We start from the raw sequence: 18,520 nt of genomic DNA on the forward strand, positions 1-18,520 counted from the left end.
ATCAGAAGTAGAATTTTCTCATTGAGGAGTTCTACAACATGAAGCGATCAAGATTTACAGACAGCCAGATCATTGAAGCCATCAAGCGGGTAGAGGCAGGCCTTGCTGTTCCCGAGGTGTGCCGGGAACTGGGCGTGAGTTCAGCCACGTTCTACAAGTGGCGCTCGAAGTACGGTGGTATGGACGTGTCGCTGATGGCCCGGATGAAGGAGCTGGAAGCCGAGAATGTCCGGCTACGCAAGATGTATGTCGAGGAGAAGCTCAAGGCCGAGATTGTGACGGAGGCGCTCGAAAAAAAGTGGTGAGGCCGTCTCGCCGCCGCGAGATGGCTCAACGAGCGGTGCAAGAGCGAGGTATATCGATCCGACTGGCCTGCGCGGCATTTAGCGTCAGCCAGACTTGCTATCGGTATATCGCCCGGACTGACGCCGAGAGCGAAGAGATTGCCAATTGGCTGTTGCGCCTGACAGGGCACCATCGCAACTGGGGTTTTGGTCTGTGCTTTCTGTACCTGCGTAATGTGCGAGGCTTTGGATGGAACCATAAACGCGTGTATCGGATCTACCGCGAGCTCGAGCTGAATCTACGGATCAAGCCACGCAAAAGGCTGGTGCGCCAGGTGCCTGAGCCGTTGACGATACCGTCGCACATCAACCAGGTTTGGTCGATAGACTTCATGCACGACCAGCTTGCCGATGGGCGCAACATCCGTGTGCTGAACGTGATCGACGATTTCAACCGAGAAGCGTTGGGTATCGAAGTGGACTTCTCGCTGCCCTCTGAACGGGTGATTCGCACGCTCAAGCAGATCATTGGATGGAGAGGAAAACCTTCAGCCATTCGCTGTGATAACGGTCCGGAGTATCTGAGCACAGCGATCGTCCAATGGGCTGGCGCATGGAACATCAAGCTCGAGTACATCCAGCCCGGCAAGCCGCAACAAAACGCCTACGTTGAGCGATTCAACCGAACCGTTCGCTACGAGTGGTTGTCCCAGTATCACTGGGATGATCTGGACCACGTTCAACGCGTCGCCACGCAGTGGATGTGGTTTTACAATCATGAACGCCCACATATGGTCTTGGGCGGATGTACCCCAAAACAGCGGCTGGCCATGGCCGCATAGCATTCCTACTTCTGGCAATCGTTAAAAATGGGGGGATTACCATGTGACCATGCACGATGGCGCGAACACTGCGGACAGGCTGCTTGTATCCGGTGCGGTAGCGGTCGATAGACCAAAGGCAGGTATTTTCATCCTCGGCGCTGAATTGGTGCTCGTATACGGCCTGCCAGTCGTCATATGGGAAGTCGGCATGGATGATGCCCACTGGCCCATTTGCTGTGTCCACTTCAATCGCCAAGGGTAGTTCACGTAGGCTTTGTGCAATACGCTGGTGCATCAGCTCGTCTAGGCTGTCGAGCCATTGCCCGCCATGTGCGGCATGGTCAATATCTGGCAGTGGATCACCTGACACCCGACGCCAGGTCATCAGATCGTGATTGCCACAGACTGAATGAAACCAAGGCTGCGCAAGCCACTCCAGCACCAGGGCAGACTCTGGCCCTCGGTCTACCAGATCACCAACGGCGAATAGCCGGTCATGTGCTGGTGAAAACCGCACCTTGCGCAGCGCAGTATCCAGCTTGCTGAAACAACCGTGAATGTCGCCAACCGCGAAGTCTCGTCCCTGTGTGTTCAGGTTGAAGCGGCGTAGGCGTAATGTGTCGTGCATTGTTTGTCGTCGGTGGGAACGTAACAGGGCAACTTTCCTAGACGGTGTGTGCCGTGTCAAGGGCGGGCACGGAAGCCGCAGCCCGGCCTGCCGGGACCGGGTGAGTACCCGGCGTAGCGAATCCTTGACACATTGCTGACCACACACGCTATTGGTCGGGTTGCAGGGCGCTTTTAACCCTGCAACCCTGCCTAGCGGCGAGCGCGTAGTTTGAGGTAAGATGAAGCAAACACTAAATACAAAATGATTTAACAAGATACATTTAATCTATAAAAAATGTATCTATTTGACCGCACTAGGTTCTCAGAAACTGGAGGCTGCTTATGAGGTTTCGACTTTTACCTGCACTTCTTGTTTTTTTGGGATCCTATTTCCCATTGGCGTTAATTCTTGCCTTGCAAGATATAAGTCATGAGTCATGGACGGCAGGTATCTGCACTAACTGGGAAGACTGTACATTTCCGCGCTTCAATCACCCTTGGCTCTCACTGTTTGGAGTGCTTTTTTCAGGATTGTGCTTATTATTAACCTGCAAGGTGATTGCAAAGCTTAGGTATAAGTATCCGGTAAAAGTGATAGACTCAAAGCCAGTTCCAAGTGAACTCATTAGCTACAGTTTTCCGTATATAGTTTCCTTTATGGGGGTTGATTATTCGTCATTGGGGAAAGTTGCGGGATTAGTGGCTTTTTTGACCTGGCTTTTTTTGATTACATATAAAGCTGGTCAAGTAATTATGAATCCTATGCTTTTGATGTTTGGTTGGAATTTATACGAAGCAAGAGTTAGTATCAACAACCATAACAAATCAAATAAATCACATGAAAGAACTGTTAAGATTTTAAGCAAAAAATCACTGTTTCCAGGAAATTATTTATGCGAAACAGTCCACGAAAACTATATTACTGACGGAGACCCTAAAGATGACTGATTTTTCAAACTGGAGAAGGTTTGATTATGCTAACTCGTCGGTTCAGCTTTGGGTTTTCAAGAAAAGCACAACGGAGTCAAAATTCCGTGCATGGCATGTAAGAACTGATGAAGATATTGAGAGATTATTTCGCGACACTATAATAGAGCAAGTCCGCTCGATTACAGAGGAGCGTGACTACAGCCCGATATCACAAACAAATGAGAGTAGCTGTTTAAAGCATTCACTTGAGGATAGTGAGGGACTTATTGCATTACTCAATGTTGTCGATGCTCCAGAAGCCGAGAACACCGACGTCCTTCTTAAGCATTTAAAGGGAGCTGCTGGTTATTTGGTTAAGTTCCAGCATTCTAATCGAGTAGTCTATGCGGTAAGAAAAACAGCTCCCACATGGAAAGCAACCGTTAGAAATAGCATGATAAATGCAATTTTTAATAATGGAGAGCTTTCGGCTACGCCAAACGAAACCTTCTCTTTTGATTCGTTTTTTGATTTCTACTGTTTTAATGATACAGTTTTTGTTAAAACAAAAAGAGCCTATGAAAGCATTTTGTCGGAAAAGAAAATATATCAAAAAAACTTTGACGACTTGTTGGTGGACCAAAATTTCACAACGATCTTTACCAACATGCAGCCACTTAGGGATTATGTCGGAAGCAATGCAATGCAGCTAAGAAGAATCTCTGTAATTCAACAAAGAGCACTATATCTTAGGCCTGGGTTTTCCCAACGGGTCCAACAAGTTAATAGCAGAAGAAATTTCGGATTGAATTTTGATCAAAATGGGAAAATAATCCCTTGCGATATTACCGCAAAAACAATAATGCAGATACTTTTGGATCACCGTCTGTTTAGCGAGATAACTGATACGACATATGATGTTCCAGATGCTGAAGCAGTTTAATTGGGGACAATTATTACTCAGCAGCCTCACATTATGAGAATATGATTTATTGCTCACAAGTTTGATGATACGGTGTCAACGAAGCGTCAACCCCGTAGCAAAACATAGCGTATCCATAGCAACTGATGGCTGCCCTAACCAATTGATTGCAAAGACAAAGCACCATCATTGCTTTGCTGTCAAACTGAATCATAATCCGCAGGTCCCCTGTTCGAATCAGGGATGCGCCACCAAAATTTAAGCGGCTCACAGCAATGTGAGCCGCTTTTTCTTTGTTCCGCCGTTTTGGTCGTGCTGCGCGCAATCTATTTGGTAGGGCTTATCTTGCCGCCGCCACGGTTTTGGGCCTAGTGCGCCATTCTGCTTGCCGACTAGTGCCCAGGCTGATGCTGTGTCTGGTGGATGTGGCCGATACTCTTTGCCTGGACTGTGTCCGCTTTGGCGGGTAGCTCACGGTGTTGCAATTTGCTGTTCGGGGCGCTGGCAGCGTCGCATGCTCTGACAAATCTAACGCTTAAGCTCCCGTCCCTAATGGATGACCATTCGCGTCAGCGATGAGCGGGAGACTCGTGGCCCTGGGGTTGTCCGTATTGCTCATTCGATTACATGTGCAGATGCGATGCGGCTGGGCTGCACTGCGTATTTCATCGCTGTAGTTATGTCTCTTTCTGGGTCAAAGAATGAGCAGGGAAGGCTGCCCCCTTTGAGAAACGGCTCTCGCCGTGTGGGACGTATGGTTTTAGTGGCCCGCCCAGCAGTGGCCTTGTTGTGGGGTAGGCATGGGTGCTTGCCTGGGTGTCTGCTCGGGGCCTATTCGAGCCGGTTTGCTCAATCCCTGCTATGCTCAACTTGGCTGAGGGCTTGTTCGTGATGATTTGACCCATCAGTTGTGCCTTTATACCTTAAGGCACTGCCGAATATCCTCTTGTCTGTTTCCTGTTGCCACGCATAAACCGGGCACATGGGAAACAAGTGCGAATTTAATCAAACTGGAGAGAGAGACATGGGTACTAAAATTGTGACTGAAGCTGATCGTAAGCGTACTCCGGCCCCCGCCGCTCCCAAGGGTGTCACCCTTAGCACAAAGTGCCGGGGTCAACGTGTTAGTCAGGAGCGTGGTGCGCATACTCGCAACAAGAAAAATCCTGGCAAGCGCGCACATTCGGGGTAATGTCCTGGGGGGCGTCACTGGTGTTCTTATGCCTTCTTGGTGATGCCATTGGCCCCTGTTTTTTACGCTTGTCCGCCCGCCGTTCCAGACGACGCTATAGTGCGGCAAGGTGAATCAGTAATGCGGCATTCAGATAAAGAAAACGGCCACCCAGCAAGGGTGGCCGTTTTTTTTTTGGTGTTCAAACCGTCGGTGATGGACTCTGGGCTCATAGAGTTTGGGTGGTGCGGAGAGAGGGCGATTAGCTCTGTTTTTTGCCGCACAGTGTCTGGCCCCTAATCCCTCAATGCCAATGCGCATGGCCTTTCCTGCTGCGCATGAGCGCCTTTCTTGTCAGGATAAGCCCTCTATAAGACGGGTCCAGTGGGCTGCACGGCTTGCGGTTTACACCGAACGTGTCAGCCCTCCATCCACTTTGATGTTCTGACCCGTAATGTAAGCGGCGCCGTCTGACAGCAGGAACGAAATGGTCGCCGCAATTTCCTCGGCCTTGCCATAGCGCCCCATCGGTACGCTGTCGCGCCGCTCGTCGGTCGCTGGCAGGCTGTCAATCCAGCCAGGCAGCACGTTGTTCATGCGCACATTTTGGGCTGCATAGCTATCCGCAAAAATCTTGGTGAAGCTTGCCAATCCGGCGCGGAATACCGCCGAAGTGGGGAACATTTCCGCAGGCTCAAACGCCCAGGCGGTCGAGATGTTCACGATAGCGCCGCCGCCTTGCGCTGCCATGATGGGGGCCACCAGTCGGGCGGGGCGCACAGCATTCAAGAAGTAGATGTCCATGCCTGTGTGCCAGTCTTCGTCGCTGATGTCCAGGATGGGGCCGCGTGGGCCGTGCCCGGCCGAGCTGACCAGTGCGTCAATGCGTCCCCATCGGTGCATGGCCATGTCGACCAGTCGTTTCAAGTCCTCGTTGCACTGGTTGGATCCCGTCAGTCCGATGCCGCCTAGTTCCTTGGCCAGTGCCTCCCCTTTGCCGGATGAGGACAGGATGGCGACCTGATAGCCATCTTGAGCCAGTCGACGTGCGGCCGCGGCCCCCATGCCGGATCCCCCAGCGCTGATAAGAGCAACTTTTTCTATAGTCATATAAGGCTCCTTGTTAAGTGATTAACGTTATTATTTCAGTCTGATGGGAAAAAATCAGGCGTTAAATAAACGTCTTAGACTGTAGAAAAACTATTGCCTATACCATGAGCTCCTCACGTCGTTCCCTGCCTTCCTTAAATGCCTTGCGCGCCTTCGAAGTGTCGGGGCGCAGGCTCAGTTTCCGAGCAGCGGCTCAGGAGCTGGGGGTGACGCAGGGGGCGGTGGCGCAGCAAGTCAGGGCCTTGGAAGAGCATTTAGGTGTGGTGTTGTTTCAACGTCGGCCGCGTGGACTGCACTTGACGGGGCGGGGGGCGGCGTATCTGGCCGATGTCACCCGTGCTTTTGATACGCTAAGCGAGGCGACAGGGCGTTTACTAACGCGCCCGGATACCGTCACCATCAGTGTCACGCCCACCGTTGCGGCCAAGCTATTGATTCCACGGCTGGGAGATTTGCAAACTCTGCTGCCGGATGTGGAGTTGCGCACCGTGGCAACGGAAGCCTTGTCGGATTTTGAACGCGACCAGGTCGATATTGCGGTGCGTCTGACTCGTCCTCCCTTTGCGGCGGATCTAGAGGCACAGTTGTTGTTTCGTCAAGATGTGGTCGCGGTAGCCAGCCCTGGACTGGTAGGGAATGCCGCACTGCCTTTGTCCATGGAGCAGTTGCATGCCTTGCCGCTGTTGCATGATGCGCAGAATCATTGGGCTGCTTTCTTGAAAACCCCTAGAAAACTGCCCGGTGCGGTGTTCAATCAGACCACTCTGGCACTGGATGCCGCATTAGCCGGCCAAGGGGTGGCATTGGCTTGCAAGGCGTTTGTAGCCAGGGATCTGGCGGCCGGCCGTTTGGTGCAGGTGGCGCATGCGGGGACCGTGGGCGCGGACTTTTATTTGCTGCGCAAGCGTTCGACCCCCGCCCGAAAGTCGGTCGAGGCGGTATGGGACTGGTGTTTGCATAGGCTATTAATTGACTTGCCTGACGCGCCGCTCATTTGACCGGTTCTTGGCCGGACTGTGCCTTGGCGACGAGGCTGGCGCAGTATCGCGCTGGTCTTGCGTGGGGTGTTTTTGGTGTTCCTGATGCGAGGGGCTACACTGGCCGCACTTCTGGTGCGGTAGCACCCAGCTTTTTACAGGAAAAAAATATGAGCACACCGCTTCCCTGTCCTCAGTGCACCTTGGAAAATACTTACCATGACACCGAGCAATGGGTCTGTGCCGATTGTGGCTATGAATGGCAAGATAATCATCAAACGACGGATGTCGAAATGGACGAGGACGAGCTGATTGTCAAAGACAGCAACGGCAATGTGCTGCTTGCGGGCGACGATGTGATTCTGATCCGGGATTTGAAGGTCAAAGGTTCCAATACCCTGAAAAAGGGTGCCAAGGCCAAAGGCATTCGTCTGGTTCGAGGTGACCATGAGGTCGATTGCAAAATTGATGGCATCAGCTACTTGCTGAAAGCCATGTATTTGAAGAAAGCCTGAGCATTCAGGCTGGGTTTCGCCAGGCGCCGCATTGTAATGCGGCGCTTTTTTTTATGCCTGATCGCCAAGGGAGTGACAGCGATCAGCACATTCAAGGAGTTCTGACAGCGGTAAATCAGATGCCTGGCGCGTATATAATAATGAGAATGATTATTGATTATATAAATTGATCGCCTTTTCATGTCCAAGCTGACGGCGGCCTTTCTGGCCCATTATCCGGATCTGATCCGCTATTTGCGCAGGCGCACGCATTGTCCTGAACTGGCACAGGACTGCGCGCATGACACCTGGTTGCGCTTGCTGGAAAAGGGCAAGCAGGTGCAGGCCGATAACCATCGCGCGTATGTATTCAAAGTGGCGGCCAATATCGCTGCAGACTGGTATCGACGCCATACGCGTGAGCAGCGTGCTGTCGACGGGTACGCTTTGAGCATCGCCCATCACCATGCCCCTGATACCTATGAGGAAGTGCTGGCCAAAGAGATCTTGCAGCGTTTAGAGCACGCTTTGATGGCCCAATCCCCCCGCAGCGTGCGTATCTTCATGATGCATCGTTGCGAGGAGCTGAGTTATGCCCAGATTGCCCAAAAGCTGGGTGTCTCCGAAAGTACGATTGAGAAGCATATGATGCGCATCTTGCTGGTGGCCCATCATGTTCTGATGACGACGGCATGAGCGCGCTGCCTGATCCGACCTGGAGCCCAGTCGATGAGGACGCGGCCCGTTGGGTATTGCGCAACGCCCAGGGCAGGCTGCCGCCAGGGGGCAGGGCCGAGTTTGAGGCCTGGTACGCGGCCGATCCCTTGCACGCGCGAACCTACGATGCCCTGGCGGCAAGTTGGCGACGACTGGGGCAGTTGAGGGTGTTGCCGGTCGCGCGCAAGAGAGGCAAGCCTGGTTTCAAGGCCTTGTTGGGGGCCTGTGCAATGGTGGCTGCGTCTTTGCTTGCCTGGCAAACCTGGCAGCAACACGGAACGATCAGCAGCGGGATAGCGTTGACCCGGCTGACTTTGCCAGATGGTTCCTTAGCGATTCTGGACGCGCACACGCGTGTACGTTTGCACTTTGAAAAGGGGCAGCGACACGTTCAGCTGGAGGCGGGCCGGGCCTTTTTCCAGGTAGTGCCGAGCAATGACAAGACAGGTCCCTTTACGGTGGTGGCGGGCCCGGCGCAGGCGACGGCCTTGGGTACACAGTATGAGGTCAGTCTGAACGGCCAGCTCAGCCGCGTTGCGGTTTACGAACACACGGTACGTGTGCAGTGCCACGTTTGCGACACCGCCCAAGCTGTGATCCTGCAGCCCGGTGAGCGTGCCACCGTGACCGGCAGACGGCTGCAGACGCTGAGTTCACCGCCGGGAGAGGCGGACACAGCCCCGGCCTGGACACGCGGCTTGCTCAGTGTTGATGATATGAGTGTGCATGAGTTGGCCCGTCAGTTGGGCCAGTACACGAAGCGCCTTATCTGGGTGGTGAATGAGCGGGCAGGTTCCACCCGTGTGTCCGGGGTGGTGCGAGCTGCTCAACCTGCCGCCGCCTTGAGTCTGTTGCTTGCCGGCAGTGACGTGAGTATCAGGGAATTGCCGGGAGTCATAGTTATTTACTAATGATAGTTATTATCAATTAAAAAATACGATGGCAACCCGGGGTGAGGGGAGACGGATAGCACAGCGTCCTGATAGTAGTTGTTTAAATAGGATGCTCAATCATGAAGTGCGCTTTGCAGTACACGCCGTCTGTTCTTGCCCTGCGCAGGCAAACGCTTGCTGAGATGGCGGCCGACCTCGGTCCCTCGCATCGGCCAGGACGTCTGAAACCGGGACCATTGGTGTTATGGATTGCCAGCATGCTGCTGGTTTTTCCACCTGCACAGGTGCGGGCTGACGACGCTTTGGTGTTGAACATGAGCCCTCAAGCGCTGGCAGACGCGCTTTTGCAGATAGGGCGTCAGGCTCAGGTGGAAATCGCATTCTCACCTGGGCAGGTTCGGGAGAAACAGGCCGTGGCCCTGCAGGGTGAGCTGACGGTCGAGCAGGCACTGGACAATTTGCTGGCCCCCTGGGGGCTGGCCGCGCGTCAGCAGGGGGCGCGTCGTTATACGGTAGTGACGGCGACGGTGCCCAAGGGCTTGTCGGTGCTGGAACCTGTGCGTGTTCAGGGCCAGCGCATCGGCGAACGTGTTTACTCCCGAGGGGATATGGATCAGCGGCCCGCCGGCAATCGGGACGTGTCCAGTTTGCTGGCCGATCACCCCGCGGTGCGTCAGGATGATGCCGCGCAAAGCGGTGTGAATCGAGGTTCCCTGGCGCTGCAAGATATCAGTTTCTACGGGGCCAGCCCTTTTCAGAACCAGTTCCAGATTGACGGCATTAGCGCCACCAACCAGATCGACCCTGCCAGCCGCAATTTGAATCTGCAGGTGGGCAATGTACCGGCCTATGCCCAGGCTTACAACCTGGATACGCACCTGCTGGAAAGCGTGACGGTACTCGATAGTAGTATCCCTGTGGACTATGGTCGTTTCACGGGGGGTGTGGTCGATGCCAGGGTACGTAATCCCCAAGGCGACAACAGTGTCCGGTTTGATTTCAGCTACAACTCCTCGGGGCTGACTGCGCAGAAGATTGCGCCCGAACAAAAGAAGAATTTTGAGGCGGGCAAACCCGGTTTTTCTCCGGTCTGGACCAAACGGTTCACCTCGGCAATGCTTGACGTGGGATGGACACAGGATACGGCAGCCCTGATCCACCTCTCCCGACGTCAGTCCACGATTGATCGGTCCATGCGTGTGCGCCACGATACGGTCTTCACGGATTTGAAGACGCGCTCCATAGACCGGGTCGATAATGGGTTTGTCAAAATTCATACTCGCTGGAGTGCCGACACCGACTCCGCCTTGACCCTCAAGTATGCGGATCGTCGTGAGGATCTGGTGGACTCGGGCAGTTTGGCCGACCAGATTCAGTGGCAGCACCAGCAACAATCCTACGGTCTGGGGTTTGATCTGAACCATGATCTGCGCTGGGGGCAGGCGCGTGTGCAACTGGGTTATGACCAGATGAACAGTTACCGCCATTCTGACGGTACCGACTATATGGTCCACATGATGTATCAGCCCACGGGTCGCCTGGATTACACCTATATCACCGGTGGCTTTGGACAGGAATCGACCGAACAGCGCAATCTGACCTTGAAGTCCCGACTGGAGTTCAAGCCGGTTCAGACCGGGGCAATTGAACATGCCACGTATGCCGGTGTTGAGCTGGCCCATACCCAGGGCGAATTCGTGCGTCAGAAGGATGCTTACGGCGGTAATACTCGCCATTTCAGCAATGGTCAGCCCGATAAGCTGTAGACCTTGAACTACTACCAGGCCGGCAATGTGGGGGTCAGCTATACCGCTGCGTCGGTTTACCTGTCTGATCGTTTGTCATGGCAGCGGCTGGCCCTGACCGGCGGTTTGCGTGTGGACAGGGACAATTATTTCGGCAACACCAATGTGGCGCCACGTACCTTGTTGGAGTGGGATGTGCTCGGGACAGGGGAAACGCGTTTGTCGGGCGGCTGGTCCCGTTATTACGGCATGGACATTCTTGGGACCGCCATGCGTGAGCGCAAGAGCCAATTGCACACCTTGTTAATCACCGGAGGTAATCGGGTAGATCGACCTTCCCATACCGCCTATACGCTTGACGGCTTGCGCACGCCCTATGACGACGAGTGGGCTCTGCGTGTGCAGCAACAGTTGTCAAGCACGGTGGTCGCCGAGTTGGGCTATGTGCGTCGTTATGGCCGCCAACAGGTCTCTATCGAAGGCACGAGCAAAACTGGCTACCTCTACACCAATAAGGGACACGCCAAAACCGATGCCTTCACCTTGAGTGTAAAGAGCATTGCACCCTGGGCGGTGGGGCCGAGTCGATGGACGGCGCATCTGGATATCACCCATCAGCGCAGCAAGCGCAATACCAAACTGGCCGATGGTTATGAGGGCGCCGCCGAGGAGATGGACGACGACATTTACTACAATGGCGACCTGATCCGTCGAGGTGACCGTCCCGTAGGAGATTACAACCTGCCGTGGCGTGTCAGTGCGGGTCTTACAGGAAGGTGGGCATCGTATGGTCTGCAACTTAGTAACCGCATTCATTGGAATGGCGCCCGTAAGGATGTGCATTATCTGGGCCTGAATCGGAGTGACGGGCGGGAAAAATACGAGTCTGGCCGGGTAGGTTCTTACTGGACCTGGGATATGCGTCTGGACTGGGAGCCGACGATGTTCAAAGGCTTGGGCGTGGGGCTGGATGTGCTGAATGTGCTGGACAAGCAAGCGCCTTTGGTGATCAGCACGCCGAACTCGGCAAGCAGCCAGAACCTTTATCGGACAGGAAGAGAGCTGTGGTTGCGCGCTTCGTACCGTTATTGAAGATCAAACGGCGCGGCGTCGTCTGGCTGAGGGTGGCGCTGGGAACCCTGTTGTCCGGTGCGGCCTGCGCGGCCTCTGTGACGACTACGTCCAATGCAGGGGGCGATGATCCCGAGGTGGAGCTTGCCCGCTGGTCGCCCGGTCTGGAAGCGACGTCCCCATCTTGCTGGCAGGAGGGCGAACTTGATGCCGCTTGCCTGCGCACACGCTATGAGCATGTTCCGCGTCAATGGCCGGCCCCTGATATGGATGAGGCAGAGCGGTGGCTGGAGTGGGGGCCGATACCAGGCCCAGGCTCGGACGCACAGCATGAGGCAGCCCAGGATGCCAGTAACAAGCAGATTGTGGCCTTGGGCGCGCGCCTGTTTTTTGATAAGCGGCTCTCGCGTCGGCAACAGATCTCCTGCGCATCCTGTCATCAGCCCGACAAATCATTTAGCGATGGCAAGGCATTGGCGATTGGGGAGGACGGTCTGATGGGCAAGCGTCGTACGCCACCCTTATTCGCTGCGCCATTTGCCAAAGACTTGTTCTGGGATGGTCGGGTGCAGACTTTGCAGGATCAGGTGCTCGGTCCGATTGAAAACCCGGTGGAAATGAATCATGCCTTGCGCGATCTGATTGTGCGCCTGCGCACCTTGGACGATTATCCCCAGGCGTTTCAACAGGCCTTTGGACCGGCCTGGAACGCTGGGGTGGATGCCCAAGGACTGGCACGGGCGCTGGCCGCCTATGTGGTCACCCTTCGACCGGCCGCAACGCGTTTTGACGATTTTCTCGCGGGTAATGTGGCTGCCTTGAATGATCAGGAGCTCACTGGCCTGCACTTGTTTCGCACCAAGGCGCGCTGCATGAACTGCCATAACGGCCCCTTGCTGACGGATAACCGCTTTCACAATATAGGCCTGTCTTTCTATGGACGTCGCTTGCAGGACCTGGGCCGGTTTGAGTGGTCTCGCGACCCGGCCGACCTGGGGCTGTTTCGTACCCCCAGCTTGCGCAACGTCGCGCGGGCGGGGCCCTGGATGCACAATGGCTTGTTCCCGAGTCTGGAGGGTGTCGTACGCATGTACGATGCGGGCATGATCCCTGACGCTGGGCAAGCCGGTCCGTTGATACCACGTAAGTCACCACGCATACGAAAGCTGAATTTGAGTGAGGCGGAAATCCAGGCTTTGTTGGCGTTTTTACAGGTGCTGTGACACGTGTGGCTCAAGAAGCGAGCCGTGGGCCCATAAAAAAACGATAGTGGCAGACCACTATCGTTTGGAGGTAGTTGCCGCGGCGAGGGGTTCCGATTGATCTCAGGACCGGGTTCCTCTGCCACGGCAAGGACGTCGGCTTTATTTCAGGCAGGCTTTGATTTTGTCCAGATCGGGCCCCTCGATGGGACGGCCAAGATTGAACGGCATAGAGGTTTCGCGCCAGTCTTTGTAGTCGTGCAGGTACTCCATCTGGCTGGCATACACCTTGGCGGCATCCGGGTTGCTGCAAGCCATGGCAATCATGACTTCATTGGTGACTTGCTGAATGGTTTTCAGGCTCTCATCGTCCATGCGGTGGATTTCCACCCCGGCTTTCTGAAAGGTGCGCAAGCCTTCGGTCGCTTTCTTTTCAGTAAAAGCGATGGACCACATCATGGTGGCATCGGCTGCGATTTTCAGTTTTTCCTTGGCCGAGTCGCTCAGGGCATCCCAGGCGGCTTTGTTGATCATGACGCCAAAGACGGATGCAGACTGGTGCCAGCCGGGCGTTGTCCAGTGCTTGGTGACTTGATGAAGGCCGGCAGACACATCCACGTTAGGAGTGGAGAATTCGGCGCCTTCGATCACCCCCCGCTCCAGTGACTGATACAGCTCTTGCCCAGCCATGGAAACCTGAGTGCCGCCAATTTTTTCCAGTACCTTGCCTTGCTCCAGTCCGGACAGACGCAGGCGCTTACCCTTGATTTCCTCCAGGTTGCGAATCGGAACGTTGGTATGGAAACCGGATTCATTATTGGTGATGGCGTAGGGGAGGTAGACCATGCCATATTTGCCATAAATCTCGTTATAAAGCTCGGCGCCTCCCCATTCCTTGATCCAGTTGGCGTAGTCCACCGCATTGAATAGACTGGAGTGAGTCCCCAAGGGGGAGAAGGCCGGGTTGCGGCCTGCCCAGTACCCTGGCCAATCAGCCCCTGCCTGAATGGTGCCGGACTCAACGGCACTAAAGACCTCGCCGGTAGGGACAAGGGCGCCGCCTTCGTAGAACTCGATTTTCAGTTCATCTCCAACCAGTTTATTGGCTAGATCGACCCATTTTTTGTCCAGTTCCACCAATTCGATCGAGGCTGGCCAGGTGCTGGTCATGGTCCATTTCTGGGCGGCCTGGCTCAGGCCCGTCATGCCTAGCAAAGCCAGACCGGTCAAGGCGCCAAGTGCCTTTTTTGTCAGTTTCATTATGTCTCCTTGTTGTATTAGGTTCCGTACAGCACGGTGGGTAACCAAGTGGCCAGACCAGGGAAAATGGCCAGCAAGATGCACATCAAAATAATCAGGCCGATAAAGGGGATGACGCCGGTAATGATCTCCATGGTCTTGACCGATTTGGGTGTGATGGCCCGCAAATAGAACAGGGCATAACCGAAAGGCGGGGTCAAAAAGGACGTTTGCAGGACAACCGAAACCAGAATCACAAACCAGAGCAGGCTGATGCCCATCTCCTGCACAATCGGCAGCAGGATGGGGAAAGACAGCAGGACGATGCCGGTCCAGTCCAGAAAGCAGCCCAGAATAAAGATGATCAGCAGCATGACGACGATCAGCAGCCAGGGTTCCATGTCTAAACCGCGCATGATGTCCTGGGCAGCGCCCAAACCGCCGGTGATGTTAAAGACCCCGGTAAAGGCCGTGGCACCGACCACAATGAACAGAATCATGGAGGAGGTGCGACCGGTTTCATACAGGGCATTGAGAAAAATGGACCATTTGAACTTGCCCCGGAAAATCACGATCAGCAAGGACAGCAGCACCCCGATAGCGGAGGCTTCGGTGGCCGTGGCAATGCCGGCCAGCATGGAACCTAAAATGCCCAGAATCAGAAAGATGGGTGGCACGGCTTCCACCAGCAGCATGCGGATCAAGGCGGGCCTGGAGATCTTTTCATCGGGCTCCACGGAAGGGGCGCGTTCAGGATGACGCCAGGCAACAAACACGACCCACAGGGCATAGAGCAGGCCCAGCAGCACGCCAGGAATCAGCGCGCCGGCAAACAGCTCGCCAATCGACAGTGGGGAGTAGCTGGCCATCAGGATCAGCATGATGGACGGCGGGATCAGGATGCCCAGGCAGCCCGAAGCGGCAATCACACCGGTGGTCAACTTGGGGCAATAGCCATAGCGCAGCATGGGGCGCAGTGCCATCATGCCGGTAACCGTAATCGAGGCGCCGATAATGCCGGTGGTGGCTGCCAGCAAGATGGAGATAAATACCACAGCCAGCGCCAGCCCACCCCGAACGCGAGACATCAGCAGGCGCAAGGCCTCAAACATCTTGTCGGTGACTTCTGAGTCGGACAGAAAACGTGCCATCAGAATAAACAGCGGGATGGCAATCAGCGTGTAGTTGTCCAGGACATCGCCGTAAATGCGGTTAACCACAATGCCCAGAACCATGGGTTTGCCCGCCACCAGCGCGCCGATGACAGCCGTGCTGCCCAGAACAAAGGCCAAGGGGTGTCCCATGAACAGCCCCAGCAACAGCAGGCCACCCATGACAAGTGCAATCAATTCAGGCGTCATGGCGGGGGGCGTCCTTCTGACTGAGCAAACGGATAACTTCAGCAATTCCCTGGAGCAGCAGCAAGGCGGCCGCCAGAACCATGGAGAGTTTGAGTGGATAAACAGGTAATTGGACCGCGCCGTAGGTGGTCTCGCCTTGAGCCCAGGAGCGCATGGCAAAGTCATAGCTGCGGGTCAGGAAAACCCAGGCGAAGGGGAAAAAGAAAATCAGGTAACCTGCAATTTCCGTCCATTTGCGGACGGCAGGAGAAAAGCGCTGGATGAGCAGATCGACGCGGACGTGGGCCTGGTGCTTGAGTGCGTAGGCGCCCAACATCAGAAAGTAAAACCCATATAGCTGCTTGGTGACGTCAAAAGTCCAGCGTGTGGGCTGGTTCATCACGTAGCGCATGAAGACTTCGTAAATAATGATGGTGGAAAAAATGATGGCGATAAAGGAAATAAGCTTCCCTATCCATTCATTGAGCGAGTCGATTAGACGTAAAACCATGCTTGTCCCTTTTGTACATTCTTATTGGCTACACATCGGGTTTAGTCTATGAGTAAGCTTTGCCGTGTCACAACTTGGGTTTACCCTTACGTCAACCTGAGAGAAGGCATTAAGGGTAATAAGGTGTAAATGAGGGCGTGTAAAAGGTTTTTCCGTCTGAATCTGTGTTATTGGCGTGAAATATCGGGGGCCTAAAGGGTTGGGGGCTCTCGGCTACCGCTTGTCTGCACATAGAAAAAGCCACCCCAAAGGGTGGCTTTCGAGTGCCGGGCTTCAGCCCTTGCTCCAGGTCTACTCTCCCACGATTGCAGGATGAGAGGTCGTCTGTGGGTGCGGACCTACGCCTGTGGAGCCAGCCCCTGGCTGCGGCAACACGGCCCCTGGCAGGGCCGTGTTGGGCGCAGGGGATCTTAACGGACGCTTTGCGCCGCCAGGCCCAGGGCCAGATGCTGTTTCATGCGTTTCTTGTAGAAAGGCAGGCAGATGAACAGCGCCAGGAACCAGAACGGCGTGGCAATCAGGCCGATCAGGGTTTCTTCTTCCTGGCTGAACAGATAGAGCGCGAAGGCAAAGAAAGCCAGGGTCAGGTAACACATGGGAATCGCAAAGGGCATTTTGTAGCTCGATGCGGCATGGGCTTCGGGGCGAACCCGGCGGTACTTCAGGTAGGTGATCAGGATCACGGCCCAGACAAAGATAAAGCAGATGCTGGCCACGGTGGTCACGATGGTGAACACACGCATGACATCGCCTTCTGCATACAGCAGGAACAGGCTGGACAGCAACAGGGCGCAAGAATAGATCAGGCCATTGCGGGGGGTACCATTGCGCGACAGCTGGCTGAATGCTTCAGGAGCCAGCTTGTTCTTGGACAGACCGTACAACATGCGGCCTGTCGAGAACATGCCGCTGTTGGCCGAGGACAGGGCCGAGGTCAACACCACGAAGTTGATGATGGCAGCGGCTGCACCTACGCCGATCAGCAAGAACATGTTCACAAAGGGGCTCTTGTTGGGGGCCACAATATCCCAGGGAGTGACGGTCATGATGGCGGTCAGGGCCAGCACGTAAAACACAATCACGCGAACGGGAATCTTGTTGATGGCTTTGGGCAGGTTCTTGGCAGGGTCCGCTGTTTCAGCCGAGGCCGTACCCACCAGCTCAATACCCACGAATGCGAAGATGGCGATCTGGAAGGCAGCAAAAAAGCCACCCAGGCCATTGGGGAACATCCCGCCCCGATCCCACAAGTGGGTCAGGCTGGCTTTTTCACCGGTTGGGCCCACAAAGCCGGTAAACAGCAGATACGCACCCACGCCAATCAGGGCCACAATGGCAATAATCTTGACCAGTGCAAACCAGAACTCCAGCTCACCAAATAATTTGGCCGACAGCAGATTAAAGACCAGCAAAAAAGCAATGCAGGCCAGTCCTGGTAACCACAATGGAATATCCGGCCACCAGAATTGGGTATAGCCGGTAATGGCCACAATATCTGCAATCCCAATGACTACCCAGCAAAACCAATAACTCCAGCCCAGAAAATAGCCCATGGTCGGGCCTAGAATATCGGCGGCGAAATCGACAAAAGATTTGTATTCCAGATTATGCAGAAGCAATTCTCCCATTGCCCGCATAACAAAAAACAAAAAGAACCCGATGATCATGTACGTAAACAAGACCGAGGGGCCGGCCAGGCTGATCGTGCGGCCTGATCCCATAAATAGCCCTGTGCCGATAGCGCCTCCAATTGCTATCAGTTGCAGGTGCCGGTTTTTCAACGAGCGCTGCAGTCCAGATGAATGTTGCTGAGACACACTGTTCTCCTGATTTTTATTCGTTCAAATGCGTAATTATGACTGTGCTGCGAGAAAACAAAGGGTACAACCCGTCCTCAAGGACGGTTTTCTTGATACCGATCTAAATATGATGGGGAGCGCACAACAGTCCTCCTTGTTCTGATGACATGAAATGTCAGAACAGACCTGTGTGCGATTAAAAATAGAAATAAAGTAGTGGTGGGTCAGGCGTCCAGAAAAGGCACCTGACTATCTGCTCATAGATAGACTCCGGACAAATAGGTGAACAAAGACCATATGGTCTCTGTACCCCCTCTGTCCGTTTACCTGAGAGCTTATCCATCGGTTCGCGATGGTCCCCTTCGGTGGGCACGGGTGTGCCTCTCTCCAGATGGTCAAAGGTTCAGGATTCTTTTGCCTGAGAGATTCCGGGGTCGTTGCTCCGTCGGCGCTTCATCAATGTGAAGACTCTCACCTGAACCGTTATTGACGCCGCTATTGTATAGACAGGCAAAAAGCGATGACTACTAGCGTTAACCTGTAGTGTTTTCAGACGGGTAATTCTTGTTTCTTGGCCGGTTTTGTGGCTATGTGCGACCGCAGACATGAGGCGCAGAACGCTTGGCAGCTGGGCACTGAAGCGGGCCGATGCGATGCATCAGAGGGTCGACAGGCTTAAGAGCGTTTAGCAAGCGGGTGTCAA

15 protein-coding genes, 1 pseudogene and 1 riboswitch are annotated in these 18,520 nt (G+C 54.5%); of the genes and pseudogenes, 10 read left to right on the forward strand and 6 right to left on the reverse strand.

The genetic code is table 11. From position 1 onward, the window contains the following. Positions 1–38 precede the first annotated feature (38 nt). A protein-coding gene (locus RSQ48_RS06065; protein WP_415302232.1) for an IS3 family transposase occupies positions 39–1,126 on the forward strand; the annotation gives its coding sequence in 2 pieces (ribosomal slippage) (positions 39–291 and positions 291–1,126; 1,089 coding nt in all). Between the two features lie 46 nt (positions 1,127–1,172). On the opposite strand, the pseudogene RSQ48_RS06070 reads toward RSQ48_RS06065, so the two are convergent. Further along, positions 1,173–1,736 (reverse strand): annotated as a pseudogene (locus RSQ48_RS06070) (metallophosphoesterase); the annotation flags it as partial. A 323-nt stretch (positions 1,737–2,059) separates the two neighbouring features. On the opposite strand from RSQ48_RS06070, the gene RSQ48_RS06075 reads away from it, so the two are divergent. Both RSQ48_RS06075 and RSQ48_RS06080 read left to right on the forward strand, forming a co-directional pair. Then, positions 2,060–2,665 (forward strand): hypothetical protein, encoded by a 606-nt coding sequence (locus RSQ48_RS06075; protein ID WP_415302233.1) that lies wholly within the window; start codon positions 2,060–2,062, stop codon positions 2,663–2,665. Further along, entirely contained in the window at positions 2,658–3,569 is a 912-nt protein-coding gene (locus RSQ48_RS06080) for a Kiwa anti-phage protein KwaB-like domain-containing protein (RefSeq protein WP_415302234.1), read from the forward strand. The genes RSQ48_RS06075 and RSQ48_RS06080 overlap by 8 nt, the downstream gene beginning before the upstream one ends. A 1,555-nt stretch (positions 3,570–5,124) precedes the next feature. On the opposite strand, the gene RSQ48_RS06085 is transcribed toward RSQ48_RS06080, so the two are convergent. Further along, the gene (locus RSQ48_RS06085; protein ID WP_131071457.1) at positions 5,125–5,829 is read right to left on the reverse strand and encodes an SDR family oxidoreductase; all 705 of its coding nucleotides are present in this window, start codon (positions 5,827–5,829) and stop codon (positions 5,125–5,127) included. 104 nt (positions 5,830–5,933) lie between these two features. On the opposite strand from RSQ48_RS06085, the gene RSQ48_RS06090 reads away from it, so the two are divergent. The 7 genes from RSQ48_RS06090 (at position 5,934) to RSQ48_RS06120 (ending at position 12,949) form a co-directional block, all read left to right on the forward strand. Further along, the gene (locus RSQ48_RS06090) at positions 5,934–6,827 is read left to right on the forward strand and encodes a LysR substrate-binding domain-containing protein (protein WP_131071458.1); all 894 of its coding nucleotides are present in this window, start codon (positions 5,934–5,936) and stop codon (positions 6,825–6,827) included. Positions 6,828–6,976: 149 nt separating this feature from the next. Continuing rightward, entirely contained in the window at positions 6,977–7,321 is a 345-nt protein-coding gene (locus RSQ48_RS06095; RefSeq protein WP_131071459.1) for a zinc ribbon domain-containing protein YjdM, read from the forward strand. Between the two features lie 180 nt (positions 7,322–7,501). Further along, positions 7,502–7,996, forward strand: coding sequence for an RNA polymerase sigma factor (locus RSQ48_RS06100; RefSeq protein ID WP_131071460.1), 495 nt, complete (start codon positions 7,502–7,504; stop codon positions 7,994–7,996). Beyond that, positions 7,993–8,928: a FecR family protein gene (locus RSQ48_RS06105; protein WP_131071461.1), complete on the forward strand. Its 936-nt coding sequence runs from the start codon at positions 7,993–7,995 to the stop codon at positions 8,926–8,928. The genes RSQ48_RS06100 and RSQ48_RS06105 overlap by 4 nt, the downstream gene beginning before the upstream one ends. A 101-nt stretch (positions 8,929–9,029) precedes the next feature. Next, the gene (locus RSQ48_RS06110) at positions 9,030–10,676 is read left to right on the forward strand and encodes a secretin and TonB N-terminal domain-containing protein (protein ID WP_415302235.1); all 1,647 of its coding nucleotides are present in this window, start codon (positions 9,030–9,032) and stop codon (positions 10,674–10,676) included. Between the two features lie 3 nt (positions 10,677–10,679). Continuing rightward, a complete protein-coding gene (locus RSQ48_RS06115) occupies positions 10,680–11,747 on the forward strand; it encodes a hypothetical protein (RefSeq protein ID WP_415302236.1) in 1,068 nt (355 codons plus the stop codon). Beyond that, entirely contained in the window at positions 11,720–12,949 is a 1,230-nt protein-coding gene (locus tag RSQ48_RS06120; protein WP_131071462.1) for a cytochrome-c peroxidase, read from the forward strand. The genes RSQ48_RS06115 and RSQ48_RS06120 overlap by 28 nt, the downstream gene beginning before the upstream one ends. Before the next feature lie 141 nt (positions 12,950–13,090). On the opposite strand, the gene dctP is transcribed toward RSQ48_RS06120, so the two are convergent. From dctP to RSQ48_RS06140, 4 genes are all read right to left on the reverse strand, one after another. Continuing rightward, positions 13,091–14,188, reverse strand: a complete 1,098-nt coding sequence (gene dctP, locus RSQ48_RS06125; RefSeq protein WP_003804550.1) for a TRAP transporter substrate-binding protein DctP — start codon at positions 14,186–14,188, stop codon at positions 13,091–13,093. A 17-nt stretch (positions 14,189–14,205) separates the two neighbouring features. Continuing rightward, positions 14,206–15,528 carry a TRAP transporter large permease gene (locus tag RSQ48_RS06130; RefSeq protein ID WP_003804548.1) on the reverse strand — a complete coding sequence of 441 codons (1,323 nt, stop codon included), beginning with the start codon at positions 15,526–15,528 and terminating at the stop codon, positions 14,206–14,208. After that, on the reverse strand, positions 15,518–16,018 hold the full coding sequence (locus RSQ48_RS06135; RefSeq protein ID WP_003804547.1) for a TRAP transporter small permease subunit: 501 nt from the start codon (positions 16,016–16,018) through the stop codon (positions 15,518–15,520). Before RSQ48_RS06135 ends, RSQ48_RS06130 begins: the two co-directional genes overlap by 11 nt. Positions 16,019–16,428: 410 nt before the next feature. Then, positions 16,429–17,799, reverse strand: a complete 1,371-nt coding sequence (locus RSQ48_RS06140) for an amino acid permease (protein ID WP_275694131.1) — start codon at positions 17,797–17,799, stop codon at positions 16,429–16,431. Positions 17,800–18,213: 414 nt separating this feature from the next. Then, a riboswitch (glycine riboswitch) is annotated at positions 18,214–18,303 on the reverse strand. Between the last annotated feature and the right edge of the window lie 217 nt (positions 18,304–18,520).

The sequence above is a fragment of the Alcaligenes sp. SJTW-7 genome, from assembly GCF_047716895.1.
In the GTDB taxonomy this organism is placed as follows: Bacteria; Pseudomonadota; Gammaproteobacteria; order Burkholderiales; family Burkholderiaceae_B; genus Alcaligenes; species Alcaligenes ammonioxydans.